The sequence below is a fragment of the Paenibacillus sp. FSL P4-0176 genome (assembly GCF_037975265.1).
Taxonomy (GTDB): domain Bacteria; phylum Bacillota; class Bacilli; order Paenibacillales; family Paenibacillaceae; genus Paenibacillus; species Paenibacillus amylolyticus.
This window is the reverse complement of record NZ_CP150242.1, coordinates 6,055,256-6,081,903: the sequence shown is the minus strand read 5'-3', so window position 1 is coordinate 6,081,903 and position 26,648 is coordinate 6,055,256. Positions and strand designations below refer to the sequence as shown.

Below are 26,648 nucleotides of genomic sequence, written 5' to 3'. Positions count from 1 at the left end.
TATATCAGGCAGAAGGACCCGTTATCGGGATCTTCTGTCTTTTTGTTATGCATATGGAGTGCTGGAAGGAAGGAGGGTGTATAAGGATGAAGAATAGGACAATGCATAAGGGAGTTGTAAGGTATAGACGAGGGTATGCGGCGAATGAGGAAGTGATGGAACAGGCGTTTGAAGGGTCTCACCATGCAAATGGTACAGAATCTGTAGATAACAGGGACTTATGTAATGGGGACAATAAGGGTAGTAAAGATAGTACATATAATAGGGAAGATACATACAACAAAGATGATACGTATAAAAAAGATGATAAAAATAATCCAAATGGAGCTATTCAGACCGATGCATCAGGGGATTTTCCCCAAAGTTTGAGGTGTAAACGTTATTCAGGATCTGGGTGGACTGTTGGGTTGGGCATACTCTCCATTGTCTTGCTGCTTGCAGGATGTCTAAGTCGGGGACTGTACTATTCGGCTGATCTGTATCCGGTCATTCTGATCGCAGGAGGAAGCATATTGATTATGTTTTTGCTTTTCCTTGTAGGTATTCGACTAGAGAAAGAGCAGGAGCAAGGAAGAAAACAAGTACCTCTGTCACCGGTACATTGGCTAGGGAACAATGAACGAATGGTTTGGCGAATGATTCGAATCCCGGGAATATTGCGGGTGTTGTGGCCGCTGGGGATGATGACATGTTTTGGGGTACATGCGTGGGCAGGCTCGGTGAGTAAACAGGGCAGCATGGATGAGATGCTGCGGTGGAGCCTGCTTGGGATGTTTACTCTGCTCACCGCAATACTGGCTGCGCGCACGAATGGTGCGCGTTGGTTAGCCTGCGGTTGGCAGATGGCAGGCGGCTTGCTTGTGCTAAGCGGCATCTTTGCCGTGTGCGGGATATTGCCGCTGCCCTTCGGGGTGATGCGGACTGCTGACCCCGAGATCAGCTCCGCCGGAGCAAGGCTCGGCGGATTATTGCAGTACCCGAATGCGTACGGTGCCATTGTTGGCATGTACGCATTGGAGCGGCTGACAGCCGCCGCGCGAGTCATAGCCCGGCCTGTGCCGGCCGGGCGACTCATCGCGGCAGTGCTGCCGCTCATGCCTGCGCAAGCCGCGCTCCTGCTGAGCGAGTCGCGCGGCGCTTGGCTGGCGACCGGCTGCGCCGCGGTCGCCGCCTTTGCTTTGCAGCGGCGCGGTGCCCGCCTGCCGCTGCTGCTGGCCATGGCCGCGCCACTGGCGTGCGCAGCCTGGCTATACCGCCAGCTGGCTGCTGCCCAGCTGGCGCCTGCACCCGTGCCCGGCCTGCTGGTACTGGCCGGGGCATGGGCAGCTGCGCTGCTCGGCACGCTGCTGCTGTGCCGTCTATGGCACAGCGACGCCGCCAAGGCTCCGCGCGCCGCTGCCCTGACGGCCATCGTGCTGGCGGGAGCCGCCGCCGCACTGATGGCCGTGGCCTCCACCGCCGATCGCCTCGCGGCGGGTGTCGGCACTGGGGTGTCCCGCCTACAGATGTGGCGGGACGCCCTCCAGCTGTGGACCGAGGCCGCATGGCTCGGCCACGGGGGAGATACATGGCGCAACATGTTCCGCGCCATTCAATCCTCGCCTTATGTCGGAGGCGAGGTCCACAACGGCCTGCTCGATCTCGCCCTGGACACGGGCATGATCGGCATCGTGCTTGTCGCAGGGTGGTTTCTCCTCACCCTGCGAAGCATCTTTCATTTTGCACCGCAGCTCTTTCCCTCCGTTTTTGTTTTTGGCCTGCATGGGGCGATGGACTTTGACTGGAGCTTTACACTATTTTGGATGCTCTTCATCTGGCTCGGTGCCTGGGCAGTCGCATTGAAGACGGAAACAGAGGGGGTCCAGCGATCCAGCGTAACTGTGAAATACACTCCTGTCAGATCCAAATCGGGATCTAAATTGAGATCTAAATCCAGATCTAAATCCAGATCTCTTTTCTTGCGATATTTATCAACCCAATCCCACCCATCAGCTGTCCCGATGCGTTCCTTCTTTCATATTTTTCAGCGAGTAACTGCTCGGCTAATAAGGGTATCCACAGTGATGATCATCCTTTTCTGGATTGGTGGAACAGTCTGGTTGACCTCTCGATATGCCGTAGCAGAAGTGCAGTACCGTCAGGCGATGTCTGAACCGGATGGCACTCCAGCACAGAAGGTGCATCTTATGGCTGCTCTTCAGTCTAACCCGAATCGGGCGGATATCGTGATATCCTTTGCGCGAACGCTCCCGGGACGAGAAGCAGAAACACTCCTTTTAAACAGCTTGTCCCATTCCCCGATGCACCCTCAGATTTACATCGAACTGGGACGATTGGCAGCCCAATTCGACGAAGGACAGCAAGCTGGAGAATATTTTGAACAAGCGATCACATTGAATCGGTATGATGGCATTGGCCAATCCACGGCTTTGTATTGGATGGAGCAGGCAACGCGGCGGGAATGGAAGGCAGGATTCACGGATCGAGCCCGACAGACTGCCGCCGCTGGTGTACAGATGTATGAACGGTATCAACTGTTGGCTGAGGAAGTGGAAGCAGGAAACGTTCGCAATGATCGTCGTTTTGTACTGGAAGAACATGCTCCAGGCTATGGAGAGAACCTGCGCAGGCTTGCTTCGGGTTCTTCTCCTCCGTTCACTCCAGAGTTGACCAAGCGGAGCCCTTGAATCACTGCTGGATCTTGACGTTTACCCAAGCTATATGATGATGGATGTCAGCGTTTAAAAAGTCTTGGAGTCCAAGCTGGCTGCTCCTCGCGGATGGGTATGCGCTTTTCTAAGGAACACAGGACGTCTTATTTGGCCTTTAGCTCCTCCTTTTAAATTGTAAGGAACATCAGACACGTTATTTCCGGAAATTCCCTAACAAAAACCCTATAAAAGTCCAAAAATTCCGATATAACGTGTCTCAGATTCCTTAGATTTCTAAGAGTGCTTCAAATCCTTGAATAAGACGCCTCAGATTCGTTACCGCTCATGGGCATGAGTATGAGTATGAGTTATGAGCATTAGCATGAAAATATAATCCCAGCTTATGTTCATGCTCCCCATGGTGGTCGGCTCCATGCTCTGCTCGATCCGCAAGCCAGAGGACGACCCTGAACTCCGGCCAGAGCGAAGCTTTACATCATAAGTGAGCAATTCGCATTTATGTGGTCTCTATCGCTTGCTCGTACGTGAAGGGGGCATTAACATCACACGTTAAGGACACAGTGCCCGTGCCCTCACCCGTTCTTAACATGTTCAGATTCGCTTAAGATTCGCTTCAGCTTTGCTGCGTCTTTCAGTAGGTTTGAAGACACAGCTATCTGCCTCATTCCTCCATAATCTACAGACGATAACCGCCAAATGCGTGCTGAAACGCATCTTTTAATGGTTCAACGTCTACTTCCCACATCGCGGCGATCTCTGCACTGACATCCTTGTTCCACCACTCACATAATTTCTTGCGGTTATCGCGATTCTCCCCAATCCAGAGCAGATTTGTGATCACTTTACCGTAATAATATTCTTCCGCCTGTTTCATCCGTTCGGGAGAGACATATACTTTTAGCCTTTTGGCTGTCCGGTACAATTCCTTGCTGCATGCTCTGCGAATTCCTCTGGCGGAAGGAAGGTTTTGACCAGATTGCGTATGTTTGACCGGCGGAGAACCGGGTATTGACTTGTGTGACATCTTCTCACGCTCCTCTCCCCATACCATATGCGGACTGCTGCGAACGGGACACTATCCCAACCTCGTGAAGTAGCAACGTCCACAGCCCTGTGATAAAATAGGGACGAACATCCATGGTGCGGAGGGGCACCGCCAATCAGGATGGAGAAAGAGGGTTGAGATGGACTTTATTCATAACCTTGTTGGCCAATTGTTCGATTGGATTCAAAGTCTTGGGTACTTTGGAATCATGCTTGGATTAATGTTGGAAGTATCCCAAGCGAAATTGTGCTGGCGTATGGAGGTTTTCTCGTTTCACAAGGTAATATCAACTTCTTCGGTGCTATGATTTTTGGTACGGTGGGCGGTGTGATTGCCCAGTTATTTATTTACTGGATTGGCCGTTATGGCGGCAGACCTGTACTTGAACGCTACGGTAAATACATACTCATCCAGAAAAAACACATCGACCATTCCGAGGAGTGGTTCCGCAAGTATGGTACAGGTGTCATTTTCACGGCTCGTTTTGTTCCGGTGGTAAGACATGCAATCTCCATCCCGGCTGGCATCACGAAAATGCACACAGGCAAATTCATCTTGCTTACTACACTCGCTGTTATACCTTGGACTGCATTGTTTATATATTTAGGGATGATTCTTGGAGATCAATGGAAGCATATTGATGAGAAAGCGGCACCATATGTTATGCCTATTTTGCTTGTCGCTCTCGCCCTTATGATCGTTTATGTACTTATTAAATGGATGAATGTTCGTAAAAAGAAAGGAAGTGTCTAGTCATGGGTAAACCCAACTTGTCTCACAAATTCGGTAAAGGTCTTCCACCGAAAGATTTTATCGAGTATGACCAAGAACCAAAGTGAATTCCAGGCCAACTATGATAGCTTTACTTGGTCGAACGAAGAGGATCGTGAGTTCTTTGAGAGCCTGAACCATCGCGATGATCTGCGTGTGTTAATTCTGGCTGCTGACTGGTGCGGGGATGTTGTCCGTAATATTCCGGTTGTGTTCCAGGCGCTTGAAATCTCAGGAATTCCAACAGAAGTTCTGATTATGGAGAACCATCCGGAAGTGATGGATGAGTTCCTGACGATGGGTGGCCGTTCCGTGCCAGTCGTTATTTTTGCAGATACAGGTGGTCATGTGTTAGGTCAGTGGGGACCTCGTCCGCAGCATGTACAGGAAGTCATGATTGAATTCAAACGCCTTAATCCGGATCGTGAAGCAGCAGATTATCAAGAAAATTTGGCTGTAGCGCGTCAAGAGATTGGTAAACGTTATGGGGAAGGAACGGAGTCACATGCGGCCATTATCCGTGAGCTGCGTGAACTGATTTCGGGTTACTAAGCCGATATGCTTAACATTCGTACGTTTACACTAGGCCCGCTTCAGACCAACGCGTATCTTCTACAAGGAGATGATCCGGGCAAAGCCGTCATTATCGATCCAGGCATGAATCCAGGGCCGCTGCTTAAGGCGATCCAAGACTTGGAGATCGAAGCCATTCTCCTCACTCATGCTCACTTTGATCATATGGGCGGGGTAGATGAGATCCGTAAATTGAAGGGATGTCCCGTTTATCTTCATGACTTGGAGAGTGACTGGCTGACCACCCCGAAATTAAATGGATCTTTGAATTGGCCACAGGCGACACCACCGCTTTCGACAGATCCTGCTGAATATGCCATGGACGAAGGGCAGAAGCTGAATCTGATTGGTCATACGTTTAAAGTGTTCCATACACCTGGACATTCACCAGGCAGTGTAAGTTTGCTTTGTGATAACGACCTGTTTGCCGGTGATGTGCTGTTCCGCATGGGTGTGGGAAGAACGGACCTGACAGGAGGGCGTGAACGGGATCTGATTGATTCAATCCAGAACAAGCTTTACACCTTTGCTGATGAAGTGAAAGTATATCCAGGTCATGGTCCCAAAACGACCATTGGTTATGAGAAACAGAACAATCCTTACGTGTCCGCAAGATAATCCGACATGATATGTGAAGAAAGTCTGGACAAGTGACAACTTTTTCATTAGAATAGCAATTAGTTGTTACAAGCGTTAAGGCATCATCTAACTGAAGCATTACCAAGAAACACCCAACCTCGCGAAGCACGCAGACTGTGGTCTATACCCGGTTTGCGTTCTTTTTTTGTTTTCAGCCCCTTTTTATCACAGAATTAGCCCTTTTTTACGCTACATAGAGATGCAAGATGCGCTTCATCGCAAGCCAGTTTTAGACCAATAGCAAGTACAGATTGATTTAGAAATGATGAGTTTAAGAAAAATAGTATATAAGTTGAACTAATCATTTACACAATAACGGAGAGGACAGAAAAAAACTGAAAAAGCGAAGCTACGAGCTTTCTGAAAGAAAGCTACTCCGAAAGCATACACTTCGCCTAAAAGCTTTCTGAAAGAAAGCTGCATCGGAAGCATACGCTATCACCGGATTTTCACTTTAAGAAAAGGGAATCAAAAAATCTGGGGATAACAGCGATTGGAAGGTTATTCTGTCATCGTAGTGTCAGTGTAAATAATCTTTAGTTCAACTTATATAGATCATGAGAGTGGGGAATATCAAAGTGGAGAAAACAAGAGTTATTCCGTTGAATCAGCGTGTCGAGTATCCGATCATTGAAGAAAACCGTCGCATATTGGAAAGTGGGAAAAGAGAAACAGGTACTGAGCGAGCTTTAATACATAACCCTAGCGTGACCAATGAAGTGGTGAAGTCTCAGCAGAATATATGGACAAGCCGTGTTTTAAGAAACGGAGCCCGCAACCAACCGTGGTTCGACAAGCTGCAAGATTACCGGAATCAAGTCTGATTGCCCGGGAAATTGTCGGGTTTAATTTTTTTTTTGATTTCATTGAACGTTTTTGCAGAGCCTGTCGTATTAACTCCAGATTGAACGGGAAGCAGGTGATTTCATGATAAAGGTAGCTGAGCTGGAAGAGGTACGCAGAGCAGTATCGGGAGACGATAGCGCACTCGCAGCGTTGTTGCAACGTCACTACACGTTTGTGTATAAGTATCTTGTGAAAGTGACAATGGACGCTAACCTCGCAGAAGAGACGGTGCAAGATACGATGATTCGTTGTATGGAAAATATCCATCGATATGATGGCACGTCTGCCTTTTCATCATGGATGATCACCATTGCGACCCGCATCTATATCGATAAGACAAGACGTAAGAAGAGAGAACAGAACTGGCTTGCTCTCATTCGGGATCAGGCTGTACGTCGATTCCGCTGGCAGCTTGAGATTCGGAATGAAGAATGGACAGATGTCATGGATGCGATGACAAGACTGACACCCGAACATCGTGTTGCAGTGTTACTGAAGCATTATTATGGATACGGGTATGACGAGATCGGGGAAATGCTGGATATTCCTGCGGGAACGGTGAAGTCACGCACAGCTTATGGTCTCCGTCAGTTAAGAAAGGAGCTGGAATAAGGATGAGCAGATCAGACGATGCACAAGAACAAGAAGTTGTGGAACGATTGCAGCAACACATGAAAGTGCTGGATGATGCATTTGATCCGACAAGTATTCCTTCTTTGGGTGCACTTGAAGCCCAAGTCAGGGAACGGAGACAGATTAGACGTCGAGCCAATTGGATTGAGATGATATGTTTCTGGTTGGTTGGATTACTTGCCATTACCTTCGGGGCATTATTTTTCGTATCTGCTCCAGCTCTTTATCTGGGAATCCAGGCACTTGGTACAGCTGTCGCGGTGATTTTGGCTGTGATCTGGGCCGGACGGCGCCGGAAGGAGGTTCGTCATGAATAAAATACATTATTCATTGGATGAGATTTCTCCACTGTGGCTTACATTGCTTGGCATTTTTCTTCTGGTTCAGGGCACATGGATCTTTCAGGACGCACGCAGACGTGGACGTTTCCCTTGGTTATGGGGATTATGGGGAATCACAGGATTTCCCACGCCGCTTATAATATATTGGTTTGTCGTGATTCGATCACAGCGCAAGCCAGGTGTACGGAAACAGAAATAACATCATTTTAAAAATGGAAAAAAGATTTTGCACAAATATGTTGTTTAATTCTAGTATTCCTAGACATCGTTATTCTTTTCTAGTAGACTATACAAATAAATATTAATGATAGACTACCAGGAGGTTAGACGATGCTGCGATTAGGAGAGAAGGTTGTCATCGTCGCGGATGCGTTTGAGCAGAATCTTCCTGTGGGGGAATATGGTTTCATCATCGCTTATGACCGGAATCCGGACAATGCGTTCGATTACGTGCTTCGAGTGCCGCAGGTGAACCGGAACTTTTTTGTTCCATCCGGCGACGTCGATCTGGAAGAGGTTCTGCTGAAGCAGGAAGCTGAGCGGGTCGAGCGAGAAGCGTTGATAGATTACGCCCTTGCGACACACAATGAGAAGCTGTTTCATCATCTGATGAACGGAGATTTTCAAGCTGTGGAAGAGGAAGAGGAAACCGCGAACGATGTTATGTCACAGGCGGATTTTATAAAGCAGGTTAATCTGCGTGCATGGATTTAGAATTTTAAGAGTCGGCTGATGCCGGCTCTTTTTTATTATGGCTTTAGCCAGTTGAGTGCGTGAAACGCACGATACAAAAAACCACCCGCTATGCGGGTGGAGGGATCGAGGGTTTGACCACCAAGACCATTCCGATAAAATTGAGATGTTCAGGCTCAAAAGAAAGGAATGGTCTTAGATGGCAAACAAGAGCTATAGCCTAGCTCACACAAAGTGGATGTGCAAATACCACATTGTATTTACCCCGAAGTATAGACGGAAAGAAATCTATAATCAAGTGAGAAAAGATTTAATCGAAATTTTCAAACGTCTGTGTAAGTACAAGGGAGTAGAAATTATAGAAGGTCACATGATGCCCGATCATGTTCACATGTTGGTAGCGATTCCACCGAAAATGGCAGTCTCCACGTTCATGGGATATCTAAAGGGAAAAAGTTCACTAATGATATTCGAGAAGCATGCCCAGCTCAAGTATAAATACAGCAATCGAAAGTTTTGGGCAGAAGGGTACTATGTGAGTACAGTAGGCTTAAATGAAGCAACAGTAAGAAAGTATATTCGTGAGCAAGAAGCACATGATCAGGCGGTAGATAAGCTGAGTGTAAAAGAATACGAAGATCCATTCAGCAGTAATCGAAGCAAAAAGAAGTAAAACCAGTTTAACTGGTAAGTGAAAGAGGCAAATAACACTGAGCCTGAACAGCCCTGCTGTCAGGCTAGCGTCTTTAGGCGCAGTTTGGCAACAGGGGGTTATACCCCAAGAGCAAACCACCCGTTGGACGGGTGGTCCTGATTTTATAAGTTTGATTTTAGCTTCCCGGAAGCCTGTCAGGTCATTTGCATTGAATTGTCGAACTATCTCACCTATAATGAAAAAAGTTATCTTGAGACTTTAGCCCGTTAAACGAGCGATTCGTTTCAGGTCGTTTCGGGAATCAGAACGAATGAAGGAGGCATCCGCTAATGAGTATTTCGAATAATGACGTTCAGCATGTGGCCAAGCTGGCCCGGCTCAACTTGACTGCTGAAGAAGAACAGACCCTGACAGGTCAGCTGAACGCGATTTTAAAATATGCAGAAAAGCTGAATGAGCTGGATACAGAAGACATCGAGCCCACCACTCACGTTCTGCACGTAAGCAATGTTATGCGTGAAGATGAGACCAAAGAAAGCCTGTCGATTGAACAGGTGATGCGCAATGCACCGGAAGAAGAAGACGGGCAGTTTAAAGTGCCTGCAGTAATGGAATAACGGATAACCGGAAGGAGGACAAAAACTGTGAGTTTATTTGAACAATCGTTGCCTGAGTTACATAACAAGCTGCATGCCAAAGAGCTGTCGGTCAGCGATTTGGTGGATCAGGCGTATCAGAACATTGGCGCGCATGACGATAAAGTTAAGGCATATTTGGCACTGGATGAAGAACAAGCACGCGCTCGTGCACGTCAACTGGATGACCGTCTGGTTAGCGGCGAGGAGAAAGGTTTGCTTTTTGGTCTGCCTGTAGGCATTAAGGATAACATCGTTACGAACGGACTGCGCACGACGTGTGGTAGCCAATTCCTTCGTAATTTCGACCCGGTGTATGACGCGACAGTTGTCGAGAAATTGAAAGCTGCGGACACCGTAACTATTGGTAAACTCAACATGGACGAATTCGCCATGGGCGGCTCCAATGAGAATTCAAGTTTCTCCCCTGTACGTAATCCATGGGCACTTGATCGTGTTCCAGGAGGTTCCAGCGGTGGTTCGGCAGCAGCTGTAGCTGCGGGAGAAGCATACTTCACGCTTGGATCAGATACAGGTGGCTCCATCAGACAGCCTGCTTCGTATTGCGGTGTTGTTGGATTGAAGCCGACGTACGGACTTGTTTCCCGCTTTGGATTGGTTGCATTTGCATCATCCCTGGATCAGATTGGTCCTTTGACGAAAAATGTTGAAGATTCTGCTTATGTATTGCAAGCTATTGCTGGTTATGACGCCAAAGATTCGACATCTGCAAAAGTAGAAATCCCGGATTATTTGAGCGGACTGACAGGTGACGTCAAAGGGCTTCGCATTGCTGTTCCGAAGGAATACATCGGTGAAGGCGTAGATCCACAAGTGAAAGAGACGGTTTTGTCTGCATTGAAAGTTCTTGAAGGGCTCGGGGCAACATGGGAAGAAGTATCCCTTCCGCATACCGAATATGCGGTGGCTACGTATTACCTGCTGGCATCTTCAGAGGCTTCTTCCAACTTGGCTCGATTTGATGGTGTACGTTATGGCGTGCGTGCTGACAATCCGGATAACTTGCTGGATCTGTACCATCAGTCCCGCAGTCAAGGCTTTGGTCCGGAAGTGAAAACGTATCATGCTCGGAACGTATGCACTCAGCTCGGGTTACTATGATGCCTATTATCTGAAAGCACAGAAGGTACGTACATTGATCAAACAGGATTTCGACAATGTATTTGCCAAATATGATGTGATTATCGGACCAACTGCACCAACTACGGCGTTCAAACTGGGTTCACAGGTGGATGATCCACTTACGATGTATCTGAACGATATTTTGACTATTCCGGTTAACCTTGCTGGTGTACCTGCTGTTAGCATTCCATGTGGATTCTCGGATGGATTGCCTGTTGGTCTGCAGATTATCGGTAAAGCCTTTGATGAAACAACCGTATTGCGTGTAGCGCATGCGTTTGAACAAAATACAGAATTCCATAAGCAGCGTCCGCAGCTGTAGACTGCCCGGAACGGAGGAATATAGAAATGTCCGCATCTAAATATGAAACGGTCGTTGGACTTGAAGTCCACGTGGAGTTGCATACCAACTCCAAAATTTTCTGTGGCTGCTCCACAGCTTTTGGAGCTCCGCCGAATACGCATACCTGCCCGGTCTGTCTCGGACATCCGGGCGTACTGCCTGTACTGAATCGTCAGGCGGTAGACTATGCCATGAAGGCAGCGATGGCCCTGAATTGTACGATTGCTGATGTCAGCAAGTTTGACCGTAAAAACTACTTTTACCCCGATTCACCCAAAGCCTATCAGATCTCGCAATTCGATCAACCTATCGGTGAGAATGGCTGGATTGATATCGAAGTGAATGGTGAAACGAAACGAATCGGCATTACACGTCTTCACTTGGAAGAAGATGCAGGGAAGCTTACACATATCGATGGCGGATACGCGTCTTTGGTGGACTTTAACCGTGTCGGTACTCCACTTGTGGAGATTGTATCCGAACCTGAGATTTCTTCTCCGGAAGAGGCACGTGCGTATCTTGAAAAAATGCGTGCAATCATGCAGTACTGTGATGTGTCGGACGTGAAGATGGAAGAAGGATCACTGCGTTGTGACGCCAACATCAGTTTGCGTCCACATGGACAGGAGAAGCTGGGAACAAGAGCCGAGCTGAAGAACATGAACTCCTTCCGTGGTGTTCAGCGTGGTCTGGAATATGAACAATACCGTCAGGCTGAGATTCTGGATGATGGCGGTGAAGTGGTTCAGGAGACGCGTCGCTGGGACGAAGCTCAAGGGAAAACACTGTCGATGCGTGGTAAGGAACAGGCGCATGACTATCGTTATTTCCCGGACCCGGATCTGGTGAATTTGCATATTGACGAAGCCTGGAAAGAGCGGATCAGAGCTACCATACCGGAGCTTCCAGACGAGCGCAAGGCGCGTTACACGGCTGATTATGGATTGCCTAGTTATGATGCAGAGGTTATTACCTCCTCCAAAGCTGTGGCAGATCTTTTTGAAGATAGTCTGAAATACACTCAGGATGCGAAGTCCGTATCCAACTGGATCATGGGCGACTTGCTGGGTTACCTGAATACGAGCAACCTTGAAGTGACTCAAGTTCCACTGACAGGTCAAGGCTTGGGTGAGATGATTGGCCTGCTTGAGAAGGGCACAATCAACAGCAAAATCGCCAAAACGGTATTCAAGGAAATGCTGGAGAGCGGCAAGCTTCCACAGCAGATCGTTGAAGAGAAGGGTCTTGTGCAGATTAGTGATGAAGGTGCCATTCTTGCCATCGTTGAGCAGGTTGTGGCGAATAATCCTCAATCCGTGGAAGACTATAAAGCTGGTAAACAAAAAGCCATTGGCTTCCTTGTTGGTCAGGTTATGAAAGAAAGTAAAGGCAAGGCGAATCCCGCTCTAGCCAACCAACTGCTTGCAGATGTACTGAACCGCTAATCCTTCCGGTGAGGCCGGACAGAAAGAGGCTCGTCCCTGTGACAGCCTCTTTTTGGTATTGATAGATACAAATGTATTTCGGACGGGGGAACGGATATGAACATTCAACCATTGTCACTGAGTGATCTGGAGACGTTGGGACAGTTATGGAGACTACAACATGTAGCTTATCGATTGGAAGCCGAAATCATCGGATTTCAGGAGATTCCTCCTTTGATGGATACGATGGAGACACTTCGGGATTGTGGAGAGAGTTTTTATGGCTGTATCCATGATGACGGAGAGCTTATCGGGGCTGTCGCTGTAGCGGAGGAAGAGGAGAATACACTGACCATTACACGAATGATGGTGCACCCGGATCACTTTCGCAAGGGAATTGCGGCATCTTTGATGACGTATGTGTTGGAACAGCATGCGGATCTTCCGCGTTATATCGTCTCCACAGGAACGTTGAATCAGCCCGCAGTGAATCTGTACACCAAATTTGGTTTTAATCCCGTGGAGGTCACACAGATTGCACCTGGAGTGGAATTAACGACTTTTCACAAGAATAAACTTTAATAATATTAACAACTTGAGGAGGAATACCGACTTTGGGCGATCCCTGGTTCATTGATGAGTGGCACATTTTATTACGATTATTGCTGGCTATGCTGCTTGGAGGGCTCGTAGGCCTGGAGCGGGAACGGTCCAATCATGCTGCCGGTTTGCGTACCCATATCCTGGTATGTCTTGGCTCTGCACTGATTATGATGTTGTCTGTTTATGGCTTTAAAGATTTTGCTAATGAATTAAACGTAAGGATTGATCCAGCGCGTCTGGCTACTGCTGTAATTACTGGTGTCGGATTCCTGGGAGCAGGGACAATTCTCTTCACGGGAAAATCCATTACCGGACTGACTACAGCAGCTTCAATCTGGGTTGTTGCAGCCATTGGGCTCGCAGCAGGTGCGGGATTCTTTTTTGCCTCTATCGTATCCACCGTTCTGGTATTGCTTAATCTCTGGGTATTTAACAAATTAGAGCTAAGGTATCTACGAGGGAACAAACTGCATGTAGTTACACTTCATACCTTGTCAGAACCCGGTTTTCTCGAACAACTGTCTTCATGTATGGAGCAGGAGAAGATCAAAATTCGTAAAATTACCGTGAATGAACAAGACTTGGCTTATGCAGAGATGGTGTCGGTTGAACGTAAAATTGAGATTGTGTTACATGTTCAGGTACCGCATGATTTCCAAACGGTAGGCTTGGTATCCAAGTTAAGACAATGGGAACACGTTACCAAGGTGTCGATCGAATAATGAATTACAACCCTCCCCAGGCCAGTAGTGCCGGAGGGTTTTTGGTCATATCCATATTTCTTCCAGTTACTCTCCTTGCTCTTTAGGGTACTATCTAACCAAATGCATGAAGAGCGGAAGGTCAGATCAGAAGAGAGGAGTATGTTATGAAACGGAGACGTCAATTGAACCAAAAGACTCGTACAGTTCAGACCAAACCGGTCAGAAATCGGACTCACAAGTTTATTGCGGGATTACTGAGTGCCATTATTCCTGGTCTGGGTCATATTTATCTGAGATTGTACATGAGGGGTTTGACCTTTATGCTGCTTGTTTTGCTTGATCTGTCAGCAGTGTTGTACTTCTCATCCATTGGTATACAGATCAATGTGCCATTGCTCATCTTGCTGGCTTTGTGTATTCCGGTTATTTACTTTTACAATGTATATGATGTGTTGCAATCTGCAGATTGGGTCATGATGCGCAGACGTAGAGCCGTAACCCAGGCAACTTCGGACAAGCCGATAACCAATGAACGTTCTACACGAGATGCAATGATGGTCTGGGAGAGAGGCATATCGTTTGGATTACTTCTCATTGTGGGAGGATCTTTAATGGTACTTTTTTTCCGCAAACCACGTTGGTTTCAAGAGCTTCTCGCCATGTACGGCGGATATTCATTTGCGGTTCTCATGATCGTAGGCGGTTTGCTTCTGTTTGGTCGTGAGTTCTGGGTGATGTTGAACAAGAAAAAAATGTAGTGGAAACGATACAAGGAGGGAACGTGATGAACCGTAAAGTCCGGGTTGGCCGCTATACGGCTGCCGCCTTAATCATAGCGGTCGGTGTGCTGTTGATTTTGGATAAACGGTGGGGAACTGACTACGTATATGAGATGGTGGACTGGTGGCCATTTTTGCTCGTTGTTTTGGGTGTTGAATATATTGTGCTGTTCCTGTGGACACGCAGAAGAAACAAGGTGCAATCGGATAACCCGAGCAATCCTGATGAGCAAATCAAAGTACGCTTCAGACCCGATGCCAAAGGCATTCTAACCTCACTGATTTTGGCAGCTTCCGTATTTATCGTCACCGAGCAGGATCACTACATGCACTTATGGAATAGAGTGAGTCTAAATCTCGGAGCGGCATCCATGGACTATAGTCAAGCGGCAGGATATATGGAGGATAAGGGCACGATTCGTGTACCTGTTCGCATGGATACGTCAGATCTGGTGGTCGAAGGTGTTAACGGAGATATCTCGGTACAACGCGGAGATACGATACGGATGAGATTGAAGTACGGACGGTGATCTGGGTAGATCAGACGACGGAAGTACAGGCAAAGGCCGTTGCAGCAGCCTCTTTTGTAGAGGCCGATGGTACAAAAGTGATTTATATCAAAGCTACAGGCAAGACGTATGGAGACAATGAAAAAACGCAGCCACGGATGAATCTTACCATTACGATCCCGGATGATCGTCGTTTTAATCTGGATATTCGAACTTCCAATGGAGCCATATTATTAAACCGTCCGGAAGCCATTAGTACCATACTGGCTGAAACGGGTAACGGACGTATCCGGATTACCAATGCTGTTGGAGATATCTCCGGGAAAACGTTGAACGGGGATGTCATTGTAGCCAACGCCATTGGTAATGTCGATCTGGACAGTAACCGTGGAGATATGAAGGCTCGCGGTATTTCCGGCGATGTAGATCTTGCTACACAAGTGGGAAGTATCAGTATTGCGGACTCCGTTGGTGAATTCATCGCAGAGACACGCAACGGCAATATTACGCTGGATGGAGCCAATCTGGGAATCAAAGCCCAATCACTTAATGGCAGTATTAACATCGTATCTACCAAAGTCGGAGGGGACTGGGATGTGTACAGTGCGGTGGGAGCCATTAACGTATTACTTCCTGATCGTGGAGACTACAGTCTTGCGGGTTCCAGCAGTTATGGAGATCTAAGTACGGATCTGCCGTTCAAAGTACAGAATAAAACCATAGAAGGCCAGCTCGGTGAGGGCGAGTACAGGGTGAAAATTGAAGGCAACAGTGATCTCACCATTCAGAGTAACCCGGCTGTATCTACGCCTGAAACAGTTACACCTGATTCTGAAGATACGGCTGAGAATCTGGAACAGACTACCGAGGACGGACCAAATTCCCAGGAGGATTCTACAGAGGTTCCTTGACTGCCGCGTTGACAATAAACTTGTAATCGCCGTACAATAAATGTACACTGGCAAGATTACACGGCATGAAAGATGGATTGTCGTTCTTAATGGCCGGGAATCAACTCTGAGCGAGGAGACAGTAACTTACTCTTCACCAGAGAATGAAAGGTAAGGCGGTGGGTTTTATGGCAACACGTGTCCAACATGCGTTGGAGCATCTGAAAACGACCGGTGTCCGTATTACACCCCAGCGTCATGCCATATTGAACTATCTGATGGAATCCATGGGGCATCCGACAGCCGATGAAATTTACCGAGCCCTTGAACCCCAATTTCCCAGTATGAGCGTGGCAACGGTATATAATAATTTGAAGATGTTTCTGGAAGCTGGCATGGTCCGGGAATTGACATACGGAGATAATTCAAGTCGCTTCGATGCCAATGTGACGGATCATTATCATGTTATCTGTGATCAATGCGGCAAGATTGAAGACTTCAGCTATCCTTCACTCAAAAGTGTAGAGCTTCAGGCGGAGTCTAGTACAGGATTCGAAGTACACGGTCACCGATTGGAAGTATATGGCGTTTGCAAAAGTTGCAGGGATTAAGAGAGTTGAATTACAATATTAACGTGCAGAATTCAGTATGGATTCTTCACGTTTTTTTAGCATTTATGCAAAATGCTCATCTTTATAACAACTTATGCGCACATCCTTATGATCAGCATAATTAACGGAGGTAGACGTTTGGGTAGAAAAAGCAGATATACACGTCAGAAGCGACGTTCATTTTGGCCCGGTTTTCTCGGGGCTTGTCTGATCGCCGGGGGGCTTACTGGCTTATAACAAATGTATGGTTGAACCAGACCCATGAAGACCCCGACTGGGTAGGAAGAAGCCAGCCTATTTTTGTAGATGGCCAACTGATGGATGGAGACGCTCTGGGTACAGGAGATCAACTCAAGTTGCCTGTAGATGTGCTGCAAGAAGCAGTTGATGCGGGAATACGTTATGAACCAGAGTCGGGTGATATCATTATTGCCTCCCCTCAGCGAGTTCTTCATATGAAAGAGGACAGTACACAAGCAGAACTTAATCACAAGGATTATCCTATGACGGTTAAGCCTGAGGTTAAGGATGGAGAAGCATACATTCCACTCAAACCTTTGAAGGAAGTGTACGGCATCACCATACAGGAGGATTCGGTAACAGGTGCTGTACTGCTGATGCGTGGAGGAGACACGATACAATATGCAGAGGTTGATACGTTGTCATCCAAAGCGGACAAGACCGTGCCGTTATATAAACGTGGGGGAGAATCCTCACCAATCATTGCCGATATGGAAAAGGATGCAAGGGTACGTGTATGGCAGACGGGTGATAAACAGAGTTTTGTCCAACTCGATAATGGATATGCCGGATATGTAGATAATGATTATATTGTCCTCACCGAGAAAAAGAAGGTGGACTTGCCCAAGTATACGCTGACTGCAGCAGAGAAGAAGTGGCAGAATAAACCGGTAAATCTGGTTTGGGAAGCCGTGTACAATCGTCAGCCTGATGTGGGCTCTATCGGTAAAATGCCTGGTGTGAATGTGGTCAGCCCCACATGGTTTCATATTACGGATGGACAGGGCACTGTGAAAAGCAAGGGGAACCAAGCTTATGTGAACTGGGCTCACCGTTCGGGTATGGAAGTATGGGGACTCATGGATAACAGCTTTGATCCGGACGTTACCAAAGAAGCTGTAGCTTCTTACGAGACACGCACGCATATTATTGAGCAGATGTTAGAGTATGCACAGACGTATCAACTGGATGGTATCAACATCGACTTTGAGAACGTGTATACCGATGACGGGCCGAATATTACGCAGTTTGTGCGCGAGATCAAGGCGATGGCTCGTATACATGGATTGATGTTATCAATCGATGTAACACCAAAATCGAACAGTGAGATGTGGTCTGCCTTTCTGGATCGCCGTGCATTAGGTTCTTTTGCAGACTATGTTATTGTGATGGCTTATGATGAACATTGGGCGGCCAGTCCTAAGGCAGGTTCGGTTGCATCTCTGCCTTGGACCGAGGCTTCCATGAGACGCATACTTGAGGAGGATGAAGTCCCTTCTAACAAGTTGATCATGGCGGTTCCGCTCTATACCCGGATATGGACGGAAGAGACGAATGATCAGGGTGAGGTTAAAGTGTCTTCCAAAGCGGTGGGCATGAATACCATCGTGGAGCTGATCCAAGAGAAGAAACTCAAACCTGAACTGGATCAGGCAAGTGGACAGAACTATGTGGAATATAAGGAAGACGGAGCTACCAAGAAAATATGGATCGAAGATGCCGTGTCCCTTCAGGCGCGGGTGGATTTGATTGCTTCGTTGAATCTGGGCGGAGTAGCAGCATGGAATCGGAGTTTTGCTAATGCTTCTGCATGGGAGGTATTGAAGCAGGCCGGTTACCAGAAATAATTTACTCGAACTCAGAGTGTCTGCTTGGTTCAATTTGTTTTCGCTAAGCTCAAAGTTTCTCCTTGGATACCATCATACGTACAGTCTACCGTTTTATTGGTCGTAGAACTTATAACATAATTTCATATCTTAGCTATTGATAACAGCAACAAGGGCTTACTTATAAGCCAAGTCCAAAAAGGTCCGGTAAACATACCGGGCCTTTTTTTGTTCTTCAATGAAATTAAGGTAAAACATTTAACGTTGGAGATCATTTTGTGCTAACCATCGGTGGGGGAGCTTGTGTAGAAGGCGCTTTCAGTTGTTGACTGGTCATATTGGCCTTATTAGGGTCTAGGGTGAGGATGGTATGACAGAACATACAACGATCCGTTTTGCCAAGCATTTTGGTTAACTTCCCGCATTCCGGACAGTCGACTTGTACTGCGCTGGTGGAGAGCATACCCGCCCAGAAATAAATGGCTAGACTGGCCATCATGGCAATCAGTCCGATGACAAGTCCTACAGCTGCGAATACCTTGCCTGCATGTCCCCAGAATACAATCCCGGCTGTTCCCAGTATCATTAGGCCCATACCTAGCATGGTCAGTAGTAATCCCCAAGTGCGAAAAGCATTAATTTTTGCTGATTTAAAAATCATGAAAAATGCTCCTATCGTATGAGTAGTATTGGACCTGGAAAAGAAGGAAACTTCAGTCTGGATGTAGAATTACATTATAACTGACTTGGCGCTTATCTGCCATGAAATGTATGGAGGGAATCGTGGAATTAAAGAACCTTGCTTTTTTGTCCGAACAGTCGGAAGAGACAGGGGCAGTTGGGGCTATCGCTTATTCCCACCCGGGAGAGCGATTCCACGGCTCCCTAATTCAAGATTTCGAATTATTAGTACTTGTTGTTCATAATGATGATCAATTGAAGTCGGCGGTGGGACATTACAGATATGGTGATCTTCGTTATCAGATGATCTATGCGAGCCGTCATGAATTAAAGAGTAGTGTAGTAACCGGGAATCATAATAATCTCACCCAGTGTCTGATTGAAGGTGAGATTATCTGGGAAGCGGATAGCGCCTTAAGTGATTTGCGAGAAGAACTGTCTACCTTTGGGGCAGAATTGCGTGAGCAGAAGCTGCTTCATGAATTCACCAGTTTCTTGAGAATGTATGTGGAGGCCAAACGTCATATTCAGGAAGGTCATGTTGTAGACGCCTACTACAATGTATTAGAGGCTCTGGGGAACTGGGCAAGAATTGTATTGATTGAACAGGGGATATACCCGGATCATGCCGTCTGGACACATGTGCAGAATCTGGATCGCGCTTTATGGAAACTATATCAAGAGCTTACCGTAAGCTCGGAGACGCTGGAGCAGCGAGTAGAACTTGTCCTGCTTGCCTGTGAGTTTTCCGTAATGTCCAAAATGAGTGAATGCTCAGAACTGCTGCTGCGTGTGTTAAGAAGTCGCAAGGAGCCGTGGAGCATGAATGAACTTGTTCATCATCCGCAGTTAAGATTTGTTCGAGAAGATCTGCCTTTGGTTATACGTAAGCTGGTCTTTCGTTCTATTGTAAAAGAATCGGCAGGATGGCCATCGATCGAAGGAGAGGGTAGGGAAATTCGGTATTGGATTGAGGCATAACCTTCTCCAGAGGCCTGACATTATATTGATCACATAAGGGAGGGGAAACCTTCCTTTTTTGTTTGTTTAAAAATTTATAAAAAGAGGTTGACTCTGATTCACGATATATGATACATTATATTTCGTTCCTCAAACGAGATTATCGTCAACAAACGATAAATTCTTCAGAGGAAAAGTGAAGAACTAAAGCTTCAAAAAAAGAAATCAAAAATAGTTCTTGACGAAAACAAACGAAATGTGTTACATTATTTAAGTCGCCGCCGAAACTTGGTTGAGACGAAAAATAAGTGAAACAAATCATGTTTGATCTTTGAAAACTGAACAACGAGTGAGTAAACATTCTGCTTGCAGAATGAACGCAAAAGTTTGAAACGAGCCTTGGCTTGGATCGACTGGAGCACAATTGAGATTTTTAATCTCGTCAGATTCAAAATGAGCTTATCGCTCTTTTCAATACTTTATTGGAGAGTTTGATCCTGGCTCAGGACGAACGCTGGCGGCATGCCTAATACATGCAAGTCGAGCGGAGTTGATAGGAAGCTTGCTTTCTGATACTTAGCGGCGGACGGGTGAGTAACACGTAGGCAACCTGCCCTCAAGTTTGGGACAACTACCGGAAACGGTAGCTAATACCGAATAATTGTTTTCTTCGCCTGAAGGAAACTGGAAAGACGGAGCAATCTGTCACTTGGGGATGGGCCTGCGGCGCATTAGCTAGTTGGTGAGGTAACGGCTCACCAAGGCGACGATGCGTAGCCGACCTGAGAGGGTGATCGGCCACACTGGGACTGAGACACGGCCCAGACTCCTACGGGAGGCAGCAGTAGGGAATCTTCCGCAATGGGCGAAAGCCTGACGGAGCAATGCCGCGTGAGTGATGAAGGTTTTCGGATCGTAAAGCTCTGTTGCCAGGGAAGAACGCTTGGGAGAGTAACTGCTCTCAAGGTGACGGTACCTGAGAAGAAAGCCCCGGCTAACTACGTGCCAGCAGCCGCGGTAATACGTAGGGGGCAAGCGTTGTCCGGAATTATTGGGCGTAAAGCGCGCGCAGGCGGTCATTTAAGTCTGGTGTTTAATCCCGGGGCTCAACCCCGGATCGCACTGGAAACTGGGTGACTTGAGTGCAGAAGAGGAGAGTGGAATTCCACGTGTAGCGGTGAAATGCGTAGATATGTGGAGGAACACCAGTGGCGAAGGCGACTCTCTGGGCTGTAACTGACGCTGAGGCGCGAAAGCGTGGGGAGCAAACAGGATTAGATACCCTGGTAGTCCACGCCGTAAACGATGAGTGCTAGGTGTTAGGGGTTTCGATACCCTTGGTGCCGAAGTTAACACATTAAGCACTCCGCCTGGGGAGTACGGTCGCAAGACTGAAACTCAAAGGAATTGACGGGGACCCGCACAAGCAGTGGAGTATGTGGTTTAATTCGAAGCAACGCGAAGAACCTTACCAGGTCTTGACATCTGAATGACCGGTGCAGAGATGTACCTTTTCTTCGGAACATTCAAGACAGGTGGTGCATGGTTGTCGTCAGCTCGTGTCGTGAGATGTTGGGTTAAGTCCCGCAACGAGCGCAACCCTTATATTTAGTTGCCAGCACTTCGGGTGGGCACTCTAGATAGACTGCCGGTGACAAACCGGAGGAAGGTGGGGATGACGTCAAATCATCATGCCCCTTATGACCTGGGCTACACACGTACTACAATGGCCGGTACAACGGGCTGCGAAATCGCGAGATGGAGCCAATCCCAACAAAGCCGGTCTCAGTTCGGATTGCAGGCTGCAACTCGCCTGCATGAAGTCGGAATTGCTAGTAATCGCGGATCAGCATGCCGCGGTGAATACGTTCCCGGGTCTTGTACACACCGCCCGTCACACCACGAGAGTTTATAACACCCGAAGTCGGTGGGGTAACCGCAAGGAGCCAGCCGCCGAAGGTGGGATAGATGATTGGGGTGAAGTCGTAACAAGGTAGCCGTATCGGAAGGTGCGGCTGGATCACCTCCTTTCTATGGAGAATCGTTTCCTGCAACGGAAACATTCAAAACTGCAGCTTAGCTGCAAAACACTCACTCGTTGTTCGGTTTTGAGAGCTCAAACTCTCAAACAGCTTGCTTTTGCATGGAGCTTGTTCTTTGAAAACTAGATATCGAAACGAAACAAACGCGAATTAGAACATTCCTTTTTAGCTGAACTTGTGTTAAACAAGTTTTAATAAAAACGGTAGTTAAATTGCTTTTGCGATGGTATTGAATGGGAGCGACTTTTGGCTTTGCGTAAGCAAACCAAGGGAAGCGAGCAGTCAAAATCCGGAGCAATATGGTTAAGCTACTAAGAGCACACGGAGGATGCCTAGGCGCTAGGAGCCGATGAAGGACGTGGCGAACAACGAAACTGCCTCGGGGAGCTGTAAGCAAGCTTTGATCCGGGGGTGTCCGAATGGGGAAACCCAGCTGGGGTAATTTCCAGTTACTCACAACTGAATACATAGGTTGTGTAGAGGCATACCAGGGGAACTGAAACATCTAAGTACCCTGAGGAAGAGAAAACAATAGTGATTCCGTCAGTAGCGGCGAGCGAACGCGGAGAAGCCCAAACCAAAGAGCTTGCTCTTTGGGGTTGTGGGACGTCTCACATGGAGTTACAAAGGAACCGGTTAAGCGAAGAGGTCTGGAAAGGCCCGCCAAAGAAGGTAAAAGCCCTGTAGTTGAAAGTCTGTTCCCTCCGAGACGGATCCCGAGTAGTGCGGGGCACGTGAAACCCCGTATGAATCCGGCAGGACCATCTGCCAAGGCTAAATACTTCCTAGCGACCGATAGTGAAGCAGTACCGTGAGGGAAAGGTGAAAAGCACCCCGGAAGGGGAGTGAAATAGAACCTGAAACCGTGTGCTTACAAAAAGTCAGAGCCCGTTTTAGGGGTGATGGCGTGCCTTTTGTAGAATGAACCGGCGAGTTACGTTCCCGTGCAAGGTTAAGGTGAAGAGCCGGAGCCGCAGCGAAAGCGAGTCTGAATAGGGCGAATGAGTACGTGGACGTAGACCCGAAACCGGGTGATCTACCCCTGTCCAGGGTGAAGGTGCGGTAACACGCACTGGAGGCCCGAACCCACGCATGTTGAAAAATGCGGGGATGAGGTGGGGGTAGCGGAGAAATTCCAATCGAACTCGGAGATAGCTGGTTCTCCCCGAAATAGCTTTAGGGCTAGCCTCGGAAAACAGAGTCGTGGAGGTAGAGCACTGATTGGGTGCGGGGCCCGCAAGGGTTACCAAGCTCAGTCAAACTCCGAATGCCATAGACTTACTTCCGGGAGTCAGACAGTGAGTGCTAAGATCCATTGTCAAAAGGGAAACAGCCCAGACCATCAGCTAAGGTCCCCAAGTGTGTGTTAAGTGGGAAAGGATGTGGAGTTGCACAGACAACCAGGATGTTGGCTTAGAAGCAGCCATCATTGAAAGAGTGCGTAATAGCTCACTGGTCGAGTGACTCTGCGCCGAAAATGTAACGGGGCTAAACACACCACCGAAGCTATGGCTTGATGCTTTGCATCAGGGGTAGGGGAGCGTTGTATAAGGGTTGAAGGTGTACCGTAAGGAGCGCTGGACATTATACAAGTGAGAATGCCGGTATGAGTAACGAAAAGATCAGTGAGAATCTGATCCGCCGAAAGCCTAAGGGTTCCTGAGGAAGGCTCGTCCGCTCAGGGTAAGTCGGGACCTAAGGCGAGGCCGAAAGGCGTAGTCGAAGGACAACAGGTCGAAATTCCTGTACCACCGTAAGCCGTTATGAGCAATGGGGGGACGCAGTAGGGTAGTGACGCGGACTGATGGATGTCCGTCTAAGCAGTAAGGCTGATGTGTAGGCAAATCCGCACATTGTAAGGCTGAGCTGTGATGGGGAGCGAAAATTATAGTAGCGAAGGTCATGATCTCACACTGCCAAGAAAAGCCTCTAGCCAGGTGATGGTGCCCGTACCGCAAACCGACACAGGTAGGCGAGAAGAGTATTCTAAGGCGCGCGGAAGAACTCTCGTTAAGGAACTCGGCAAAATGACCCCGTAACTTCGGGAGAAGGGGTGCCCCGGTAGTGTGAATAGCACGAGGGGGCCGCAGTGAAAAGGCCCAAGCGACTGTTTAGCAAAAACACAGGTCTGTGCGAAGCCGTAAGGCGAAGTATACGGGCTGACGCCTGCCCGGTGCTGGAAGGTTAAGGGGAGTGGTTAGGGAGCAATCCCGAAGCTGTGAACCGAAGCCCCAGTAAACGGCGGCCGTAACTATAACGGTCCTAAGGTAGCGAAATTCCTTGTCAGGTAAATTCTGACCCGCACGAATGGCGTAACGACTTGGGCGCTGTCTCAACGAGAGATCCGGTGAAATTTTAATACCTGTGAAGATGCAGGTTACCCGCGACAAGACGGAAAGACCCCATGGAGCTTTACTGCAGCTTGATATTGAATTTGGGTACGATCTGTACAGGATAGGTGGGAGCCTTTGAAACGTGAGCGCCAGCTTGCGTGGAGGCAACGTTGGGATACCACCCTGATCGTATCTAGGTTCTAACCTGGTACCGTAATCCGGTGCGGGGACAGTGTCAGGTGGGCAGTTTGACTGGGGCGGTCGCCTCCTAAAGAGTAACGGAGGCGCCCAAAGGTTCCCTCAGAATGGTTGGAAATCATTCGAAGAGTGCAAAGGCATAAGGGAGCTTGACTGCGAGACCTACAAGTCGAGCAGGGACGAAAGTCGGGCTTAGTGATCCGGTGGTACCGCATGGAAGGGCCATCGCTCAACGGATAAAAGCTACCCTGGGGATAACAGGCTTATCTCCCCCAAGAGTCCACATCGACGGGGAGGTTTGGCACCTCGATGTCGGCTCATCGCATCCTGGGGCTGAAGTAGGTCCCAAGGGTTGGGCTGTTCGCCCATTAAAGCGGTACGCGAGCTGGGTTCAGAACGTCGTGAGACAGTTCGGTCCCTATCTGTCGTGGGCGTAGGAAATTTGAGAGGAGCTGTCCTTAGTACGAGAGGACCGGGATGGACGTACCGCTGGTGTACCAGTTGTTCCGCCAGGAGCACCGCTGGGTAGCTATGTACGGACGGGATAAACGCTGAAAGCATCTAAGCGTGAAGCCCCCTCAAGATGAGATTTCCCAGTATGTAAGACCCCTTGAAGACGACGAGGTAGATAGGCTGGGGGTGGAAGTGCAGCAATGCATGGAGCTGACCAGTACTAATCGGTCGAGGGCTTATCCAATAGCAAGTTGTAATTCGCATGTTTCGTTTCGAATCTAGTTTTCAGAGAACGATCTCTGAAGCATATTCCCTGATAGCTCAGTTGGTAGAGCACTCGACTGTTAATCGAGTTGTCACAGGTTCGAGCCCTGTTCGGGGAGCCATATGGAGAGGTGTCCGAGCTGGCCGAAGGAGCACGATTGGAAATCGTGTAGGCGTCACAAGCGTCTCGAGGGTTCGAATCCCTCTCTCTCCGCCATAATATTAAGGCCCGTTGGTCAAGGGGTTAAGACACCTCCCTTTCACGGAGGTAACAGGGGTTCGAATCCCCTACGGGTCATAATAACTTCAAAAAAAGAAGTTGATTTTTACAACAAGATTATGGTATGATCATAAATGTGTTGTTCGGAGGCTTAGCTCAGCTGGGAGAGCATCTGCCTTACAAGCAGAGGGTCGGGGGTTCGATCCCCTCAGCCTCCACCATATAAACTTTATAACGACGCGGGGTGGAGCAGCCCGGTAGCTCGTCGGGCTCATAACCCGAAGGCCGCAGGTTCAAATCCTGCCCCCGCAATTATACTTTCCTTTGAGAAAGTGATCTGGAACCGTGGTGTAGTTGGCCTAACATGCCTGCCTGTCACGCAGGAGATCGCGGGTTCGAATCCCGTCGGTTCCGCCATTTAATCTTTACATGAGGCAAACTGTTCACTACATCTGCTGTATGGCACTGATGCCCTATATAAAGTGTAAGGAATTAAGATTAGACTTTATTATGGCTCGGTAGCTCAGTCGGTAGAGCAGAGGACTGAAAATCCTCGTGTCGGCGGTTCGATTCCGTCCCGAGCCACCATTTTTAAAATAATTTAATATGCCGGTGTAGCTCAACTGGTAGAGCAACTGACTTGTAATCAGTAGGTTGGGGGTTCAAGTCCTCTCGCCGGCACCATGTAATCCTGGAGGATTAGCGAAGTGGCCAAACGCATCAGACTGTAAATCTGCTCCCGTACGGGTTCGGTGGTTCGAATCCATCATCCTCCACCAGTTTTTAGGGGCATAGTTTAAAGGTAGAACAACGGTCTCCAAAACCGTTGGTGTGGGTTCAATTCCTGCTGCCCCTGCCAATTAAATTTTTAGAAAATAACCTTTTATGGCGGTCGTGGCGAAGTGGTTAACGCACCGGTTTGTGGATCCGGCATTCGGGGGTTCAATTCCCCTCGATCGCCCCTTTGTTTTTTCATTTTTTTATTGGGGATTAGCCAAGCGGTAAGGCAACGGACTTTGACTCCGTCATGCATAGGTTCAAATCCTATATCCCCAGCCATTATGCGGACGTGGCTCAGCGGTAGAGCATCGCCTTGCCAAGGCGAGGGTCGCGGGTTCGATTCCCGTCGTCCGCTCCAAAA

At 48.1% G+C, this 26,648-nt stretch carries 20 protein-coding genes, 13 tRNA genes, 2 rRNA genes and 3 pseudogenes; 36 read left to right on the top strand and 2 right to left on the bottom strand.

The features are described from left to right. The first annotated feature begins 86 nt into the window (after nt 1-86). The gene (locus MKY95_RS28180) at nt 87-2,687 is read left to right on the top strand and encodes an O-antigen ligase family protein (RefSeq protein WP_339195510.1); all 2,601 of its coding nucleotides are present in this window, start codon (nt 87-89) and stop codon (nt 2,685-2,687) included. A gap of 661 nt (nt 2,688-3,348) precedes the next feature. On the opposite strand, the gene MKY95_RS28175 is transcribed toward MKY95_RS28180, so the two are convergent. Next, nucleotides 3,349-3,696: a hypothetical protein gene (locus tag MKY95_RS28175; RefSeq protein WP_036607010.1), complete on the bottom strand. Its 348-nt coding sequence runs from the start codon at nt 3,694-3,696 to the stop codon at nt 3,349-3,351. Between the two features lie 160 nt (nt 3,697-3,856). Between MKY95_RS28175 and MKY95_RS28170 the strand changes: the two are divergent. The 19 genes and pseudogenes from MKY95_RS28170 (at nt 3,857) to MKY95_RS28080 (ending at nt 18,377) form a co-directional block, all read left to right on the top strand. Next, nucleotides 3,857-4,470, top strand: a pseudogene (locus MKY95_RS28170) (DedA family protein). A 2-nt stretch (nt 4,471-4,472) separates the two neighbouring features. Continuing rightward, a pseudogene (locus MKY95_RS28165) lies at nt 4,473-5,040 on the top strand (thioredoxin family protein). Nucleotides 5,041-5,046: 6 nt separating this feature from the next. Continuing rightward, nucleotides 5,047-5,679 (top strand): MBL fold metallo-hydrolase, encoded by a 633-nt coding sequence (locus tag MKY95_RS28160; RefSeq protein ID WP_036607016.1) that lies wholly within the window; start codon nt 5,047-5,049, stop codon nt 5,677-5,679. A gap of 599 nt (nt 5,680-6,278) precedes the next feature. Beyond that, nucleotides 6,279-6,524, top strand: coding sequence for a hypothetical protein (locus MKY95_RS28155; RefSeq protein WP_036668001.1), 246 nt, complete (start codon nt 6,279-6,281; stop codon nt 6,522-6,524). A 103-nt stretch (nt 6,525-6,627) separates the two neighbouring features. Then, on the top strand, nt 6,628-7,158 hold the full coding sequence (sigY, locus tag MKY95_RS28150; protein ID WP_036667999.1) for an RNA polymerase sigma factor SigY: 531 nt from the start codon (nt 6,628-6,630) through the stop codon (nt 7,156-7,158). A 2-nt stretch (nt 7,159-7,160) separates the two neighbouring features. After that, nucleotides 7,161-7,496 (top strand): YxlC family protein, encoded by a 336-nt coding sequence (locus MKY95_RS28145; protein WP_036667998.1) that lies wholly within the window; start codon nt 7,161-7,163, stop codon nt 7,494-7,496. After that, complete coding sequence (locus MKY95_RS28140; RefSeq protein WP_051449535.1) at nt 7,489-7,719, top strand: hypothetical protein; 231 nt, start codon at nt 7,489-7,491, stop codon at nt 7,717-7,719. The genes MKY95_RS28145 and MKY95_RS28140 overlap by 8 nt, the downstream gene beginning before the upstream one ends. A 131-nt stretch (nt 7,720-7,850) precedes the next feature. Beyond that, a complete protein-coding gene (locus tag MKY95_RS28135) occupies nt 7,851-8,234 on the top strand; it encodes a hypothetical protein (protein WP_024631336.1) in 384 nt (127 codons plus the stop codon). Nucleotides 8,235-8,412: 178 nt separating this feature from the next. After that, nucleotides 8,413-8,886: an IS200/IS605 family transposase gene (gene tnpA, locus MKY95_RS28130; protein ID WP_339195506.1), complete on the top strand. Its 474-nt coding sequence runs from the start codon at nt 8,413-8,415 to the stop codon at nt 8,884-8,886. A gap of 311 nt (nt 8,887-9,197) precedes the next feature. Then, nucleotides 9,198-9,485 (top strand): Asp-tRNA(Asn)/Glu-tRNA(Gln) amidotransferase subunit GatC, encoded by a 288-nt coding sequence (gene gatC, locus MKY95_RS28125; RefSeq protein ID WP_036607033.1) that lies wholly within the window; start codon nt 9,198-9,200, stop codon nt 9,483-9,485. A gap of 27 nt (nt 9,486-9,512) precedes the next feature. Next, nucleotides 9,513-10,968: pseudogene (gatA, locus tag MKY95_RS28120) on the top strand (Asp-tRNA(Asn)/Glu-tRNA(Gln) amidotransferase subunit GatA). 26 nt (nt 10,969-10,994) lie between these two features. Further along, nucleotides 10,995-12,434: an Asp-tRNA(Asn)/Glu-tRNA(Gln) amidotransferase subunit GatB gene (gatB, locus tag MKY95_RS28115; protein ID WP_036667996.1), complete on the top strand. Its 1,440-nt coding sequence runs from the start codon at nt 10,995-10,997 to the stop codon at nt 12,432-12,434. A 96-nt stretch (nt 12,435-12,530) separates the two neighbouring features. Continuing rightward, nucleotides 12,531-12,995 carry a GNAT family N-acetyltransferase gene (locus MKY95_RS28110; RefSeq protein ID WP_036607041.1) on the top strand — a complete coding sequence of 155 codons (465 nt, stop codon included), beginning with the start codon at nt 12,531-12,533 and terminating at the stop codon, nt 12,993-12,995. A gap of 32 nt (nt 12,996-13,027) precedes the next feature. Beyond that, complete coding sequence (locus MKY95_RS28105; RefSeq protein ID WP_017692302.1) at nt 13,028-13,738, top strand: MgtC/SapB family protein; 711 nt, start codon at nt 13,028-13,030, stop codon at nt 13,736-13,738. A 146-nt stretch (nt 13,739-13,884) separates the two neighbouring features. Beyond that, a complete protein-coding gene (locus tag MKY95_RS28100) occupies nt 13,885-14,478 on the top strand; it encodes a hypothetical protein (RefSeq protein WP_036667995.1) in 594 nt (197 codons plus the stop codon). 26 nt (nt 14,479-14,504) lie between these two features. Further along, on the top strand, nt 14,505-15,029 hold the full coding sequence (locus MKY95_RS28095; RefSeq protein ID WP_339195501.1) for a hypothetical protein: 525 nt from the start codon (nt 14,505-14,507) through the stop codon (nt 15,027-15,029). Further along, nucleotides 15,026-15,919 carry a DUF4097 family beta strand repeat-containing protein gene (locus MKY95_RS28090; protein WP_339195499.1) on the top strand — a complete coding sequence of 298 codons (894 nt, stop codon included), beginning with the start codon at nt 15,026-15,028 and terminating at the stop codon, nt 15,917-15,919. The genes MKY95_RS28095 and MKY95_RS28090 overlap by 4 nt, the downstream gene beginning before the upstream one ends. Before the next feature lie 167 nt (nt 15,920-16,086). Then, the gene (gene perR / locus MKY95_RS28085) at nt 16,087-16,509 is read left to right on the top strand and encodes a peroxide-responsive transcriptional repressor PerR (protein WP_026081471.1); all 423 of its coding nucleotides are present in this window, start codon (nt 16,087-16,089) and stop codon (nt 16,507-16,509) included. Between the two features lie 203 nt (nt 16,510-16,712). After that, the gene (locus MKY95_RS28080; RefSeq protein WP_339195497.1) at nt 16,713-18,377 is read left to right on the top strand and encodes a glycosyl hydrolase family 18 protein; all 1,665 of its coding nucleotides are present in this window, start codon (nt 16,713-16,715) and stop codon (nt 18,375-18,377) included. Between the two features lie 250 nt (nt 18,378-18,627). On the opposite strand, the gene MKY95_RS28075 is transcribed toward MKY95_RS28080, so the two are convergent. Next, a complete protein-coding gene (locus tag MKY95_RS28075) occupies nt 18,628-19,017 on the bottom strand; it encodes a DUF2614 family zinc ribbon-containing protein (protein WP_339195494.1) in 390 nt (129 codons plus the stop codon). A gap of 122 nt (nt 19,018-19,139) precedes the next feature. Here MKY95_RS28075 and MKY95_RS28070 point away from each other — a divergent pair, with 122 nt between their 5' ends. The 16 genes from MKY95_RS28070 to MKY95_RS27995 all read left to right on the top strand — a co-directional run bounded on the left by MKY95_RS28070 (nt 19,140) and on the right by MKY95_RS27995 (nt 26,645). Continuing rightward, nucleotides 19,140-20,018: a nucleotidyltransferase-like protein gene (locus MKY95_RS28070; protein WP_240768309.1), complete on the top strand. Its 879-nt coding sequence runs from the start codon at nt 19,140-19,142 to the stop codon at nt 20,016-20,018. Between the two features lie 458 nt (nt 20,019-20,476). Beyond that, nucleotides 20,477-22,028: ribosomal RNA gene (locus MKY95_RS28065) — 16S ribosomal RNA — on the top strand. 312 nt (nt 22,029-22,340) lie between these two features. Then, nucleotides 22,341-25,267 (top strand): 23S ribosomal RNA (locus tag MKY95_RS28060). Together the 16S and 23S rRNA genes with 13 tRNA genes alongside form the textbook arrangement of a ribosomal RNA operon. A gap of 66 nt (nt 25,268-25,333) precedes the next feature. Further along, nucleotides 25,334-25,409 (top strand) — tRNA-Asn (locus tag MKY95_RS28055). Between the two features lie 3 nt (nt 25,410-25,412). Then, a tRNA-Ser gene (locus tag MKY95_RS28050) sits at nt 25,413-25,504 on the top strand. Nucleotides 25,505-25,513: 9 nt separating this feature from the next. Then, nucleotides 25,514-25,585: transfer RNA gene (locus MKY95_RS28045), tRNA-Glu, on the top strand. A 67-nt stretch (nt 25,586-25,652) separates the two neighbouring features. Next, nucleotides 25,653-25,728: transfer RNA gene (locus MKY95_RS28040), tRNA-Val, on the top strand. Between the two features lie 17 nt (nt 25,729-25,745). After that, nucleotides 25,746-25,819 (top strand) — tRNA-Met (locus tag MKY95_RS28035). Nucleotides 25,820-25,846: 27 nt separating this feature from the next. Next, a tRNA-Asp gene (locus MKY95_RS28030) sits at nt 25,847-25,924 on the top strand. Nucleotides 25,925-26,019: 95 nt separating this feature from the next. Further along, nucleotides 26,020-26,095: transfer RNA gene (locus MKY95_RS28025), tRNA-Phe, on the top strand. A gap of 20 nt (nt 26,096-26,115) precedes the next feature. Further along, a tRNA-Thr gene (locus MKY95_RS28020) sits at nt 26,116-26,191 on the top strand. 9 nt (nt 26,192-26,200) lie between these two features. Continuing rightward, nucleotides 26,201-26,286 (top strand) — tRNA-Tyr (locus MKY95_RS28015). A gap of 6 nt (nt 26,287-26,292) precedes the next feature. Then, a tRNA-Trp gene (locus tag MKY95_RS28010) sits at nt 26,293-26,366 on the top strand. 29 nt (nt 26,367-26,395) lie between these two features. Then, nucleotides 26,396-26,468: transfer RNA gene (locus tag MKY95_RS28005), tRNA-His, on the top strand. Between the two features lie 23 nt (nt 26,469-26,491). Then, a tRNA-Gln gene (locus MKY95_RS28000) sits at nt 26,492-26,566 on the top strand. 4 nt (nt 26,567-26,570) lie between these two features. Beyond that, nucleotides 26,571-26,645, top strand: a tRNA-Gly gene (locus MKY95_RS27995). The last annotated feature ends 3 nt before the right edge of the window (nt 26,646-26,648 follow it).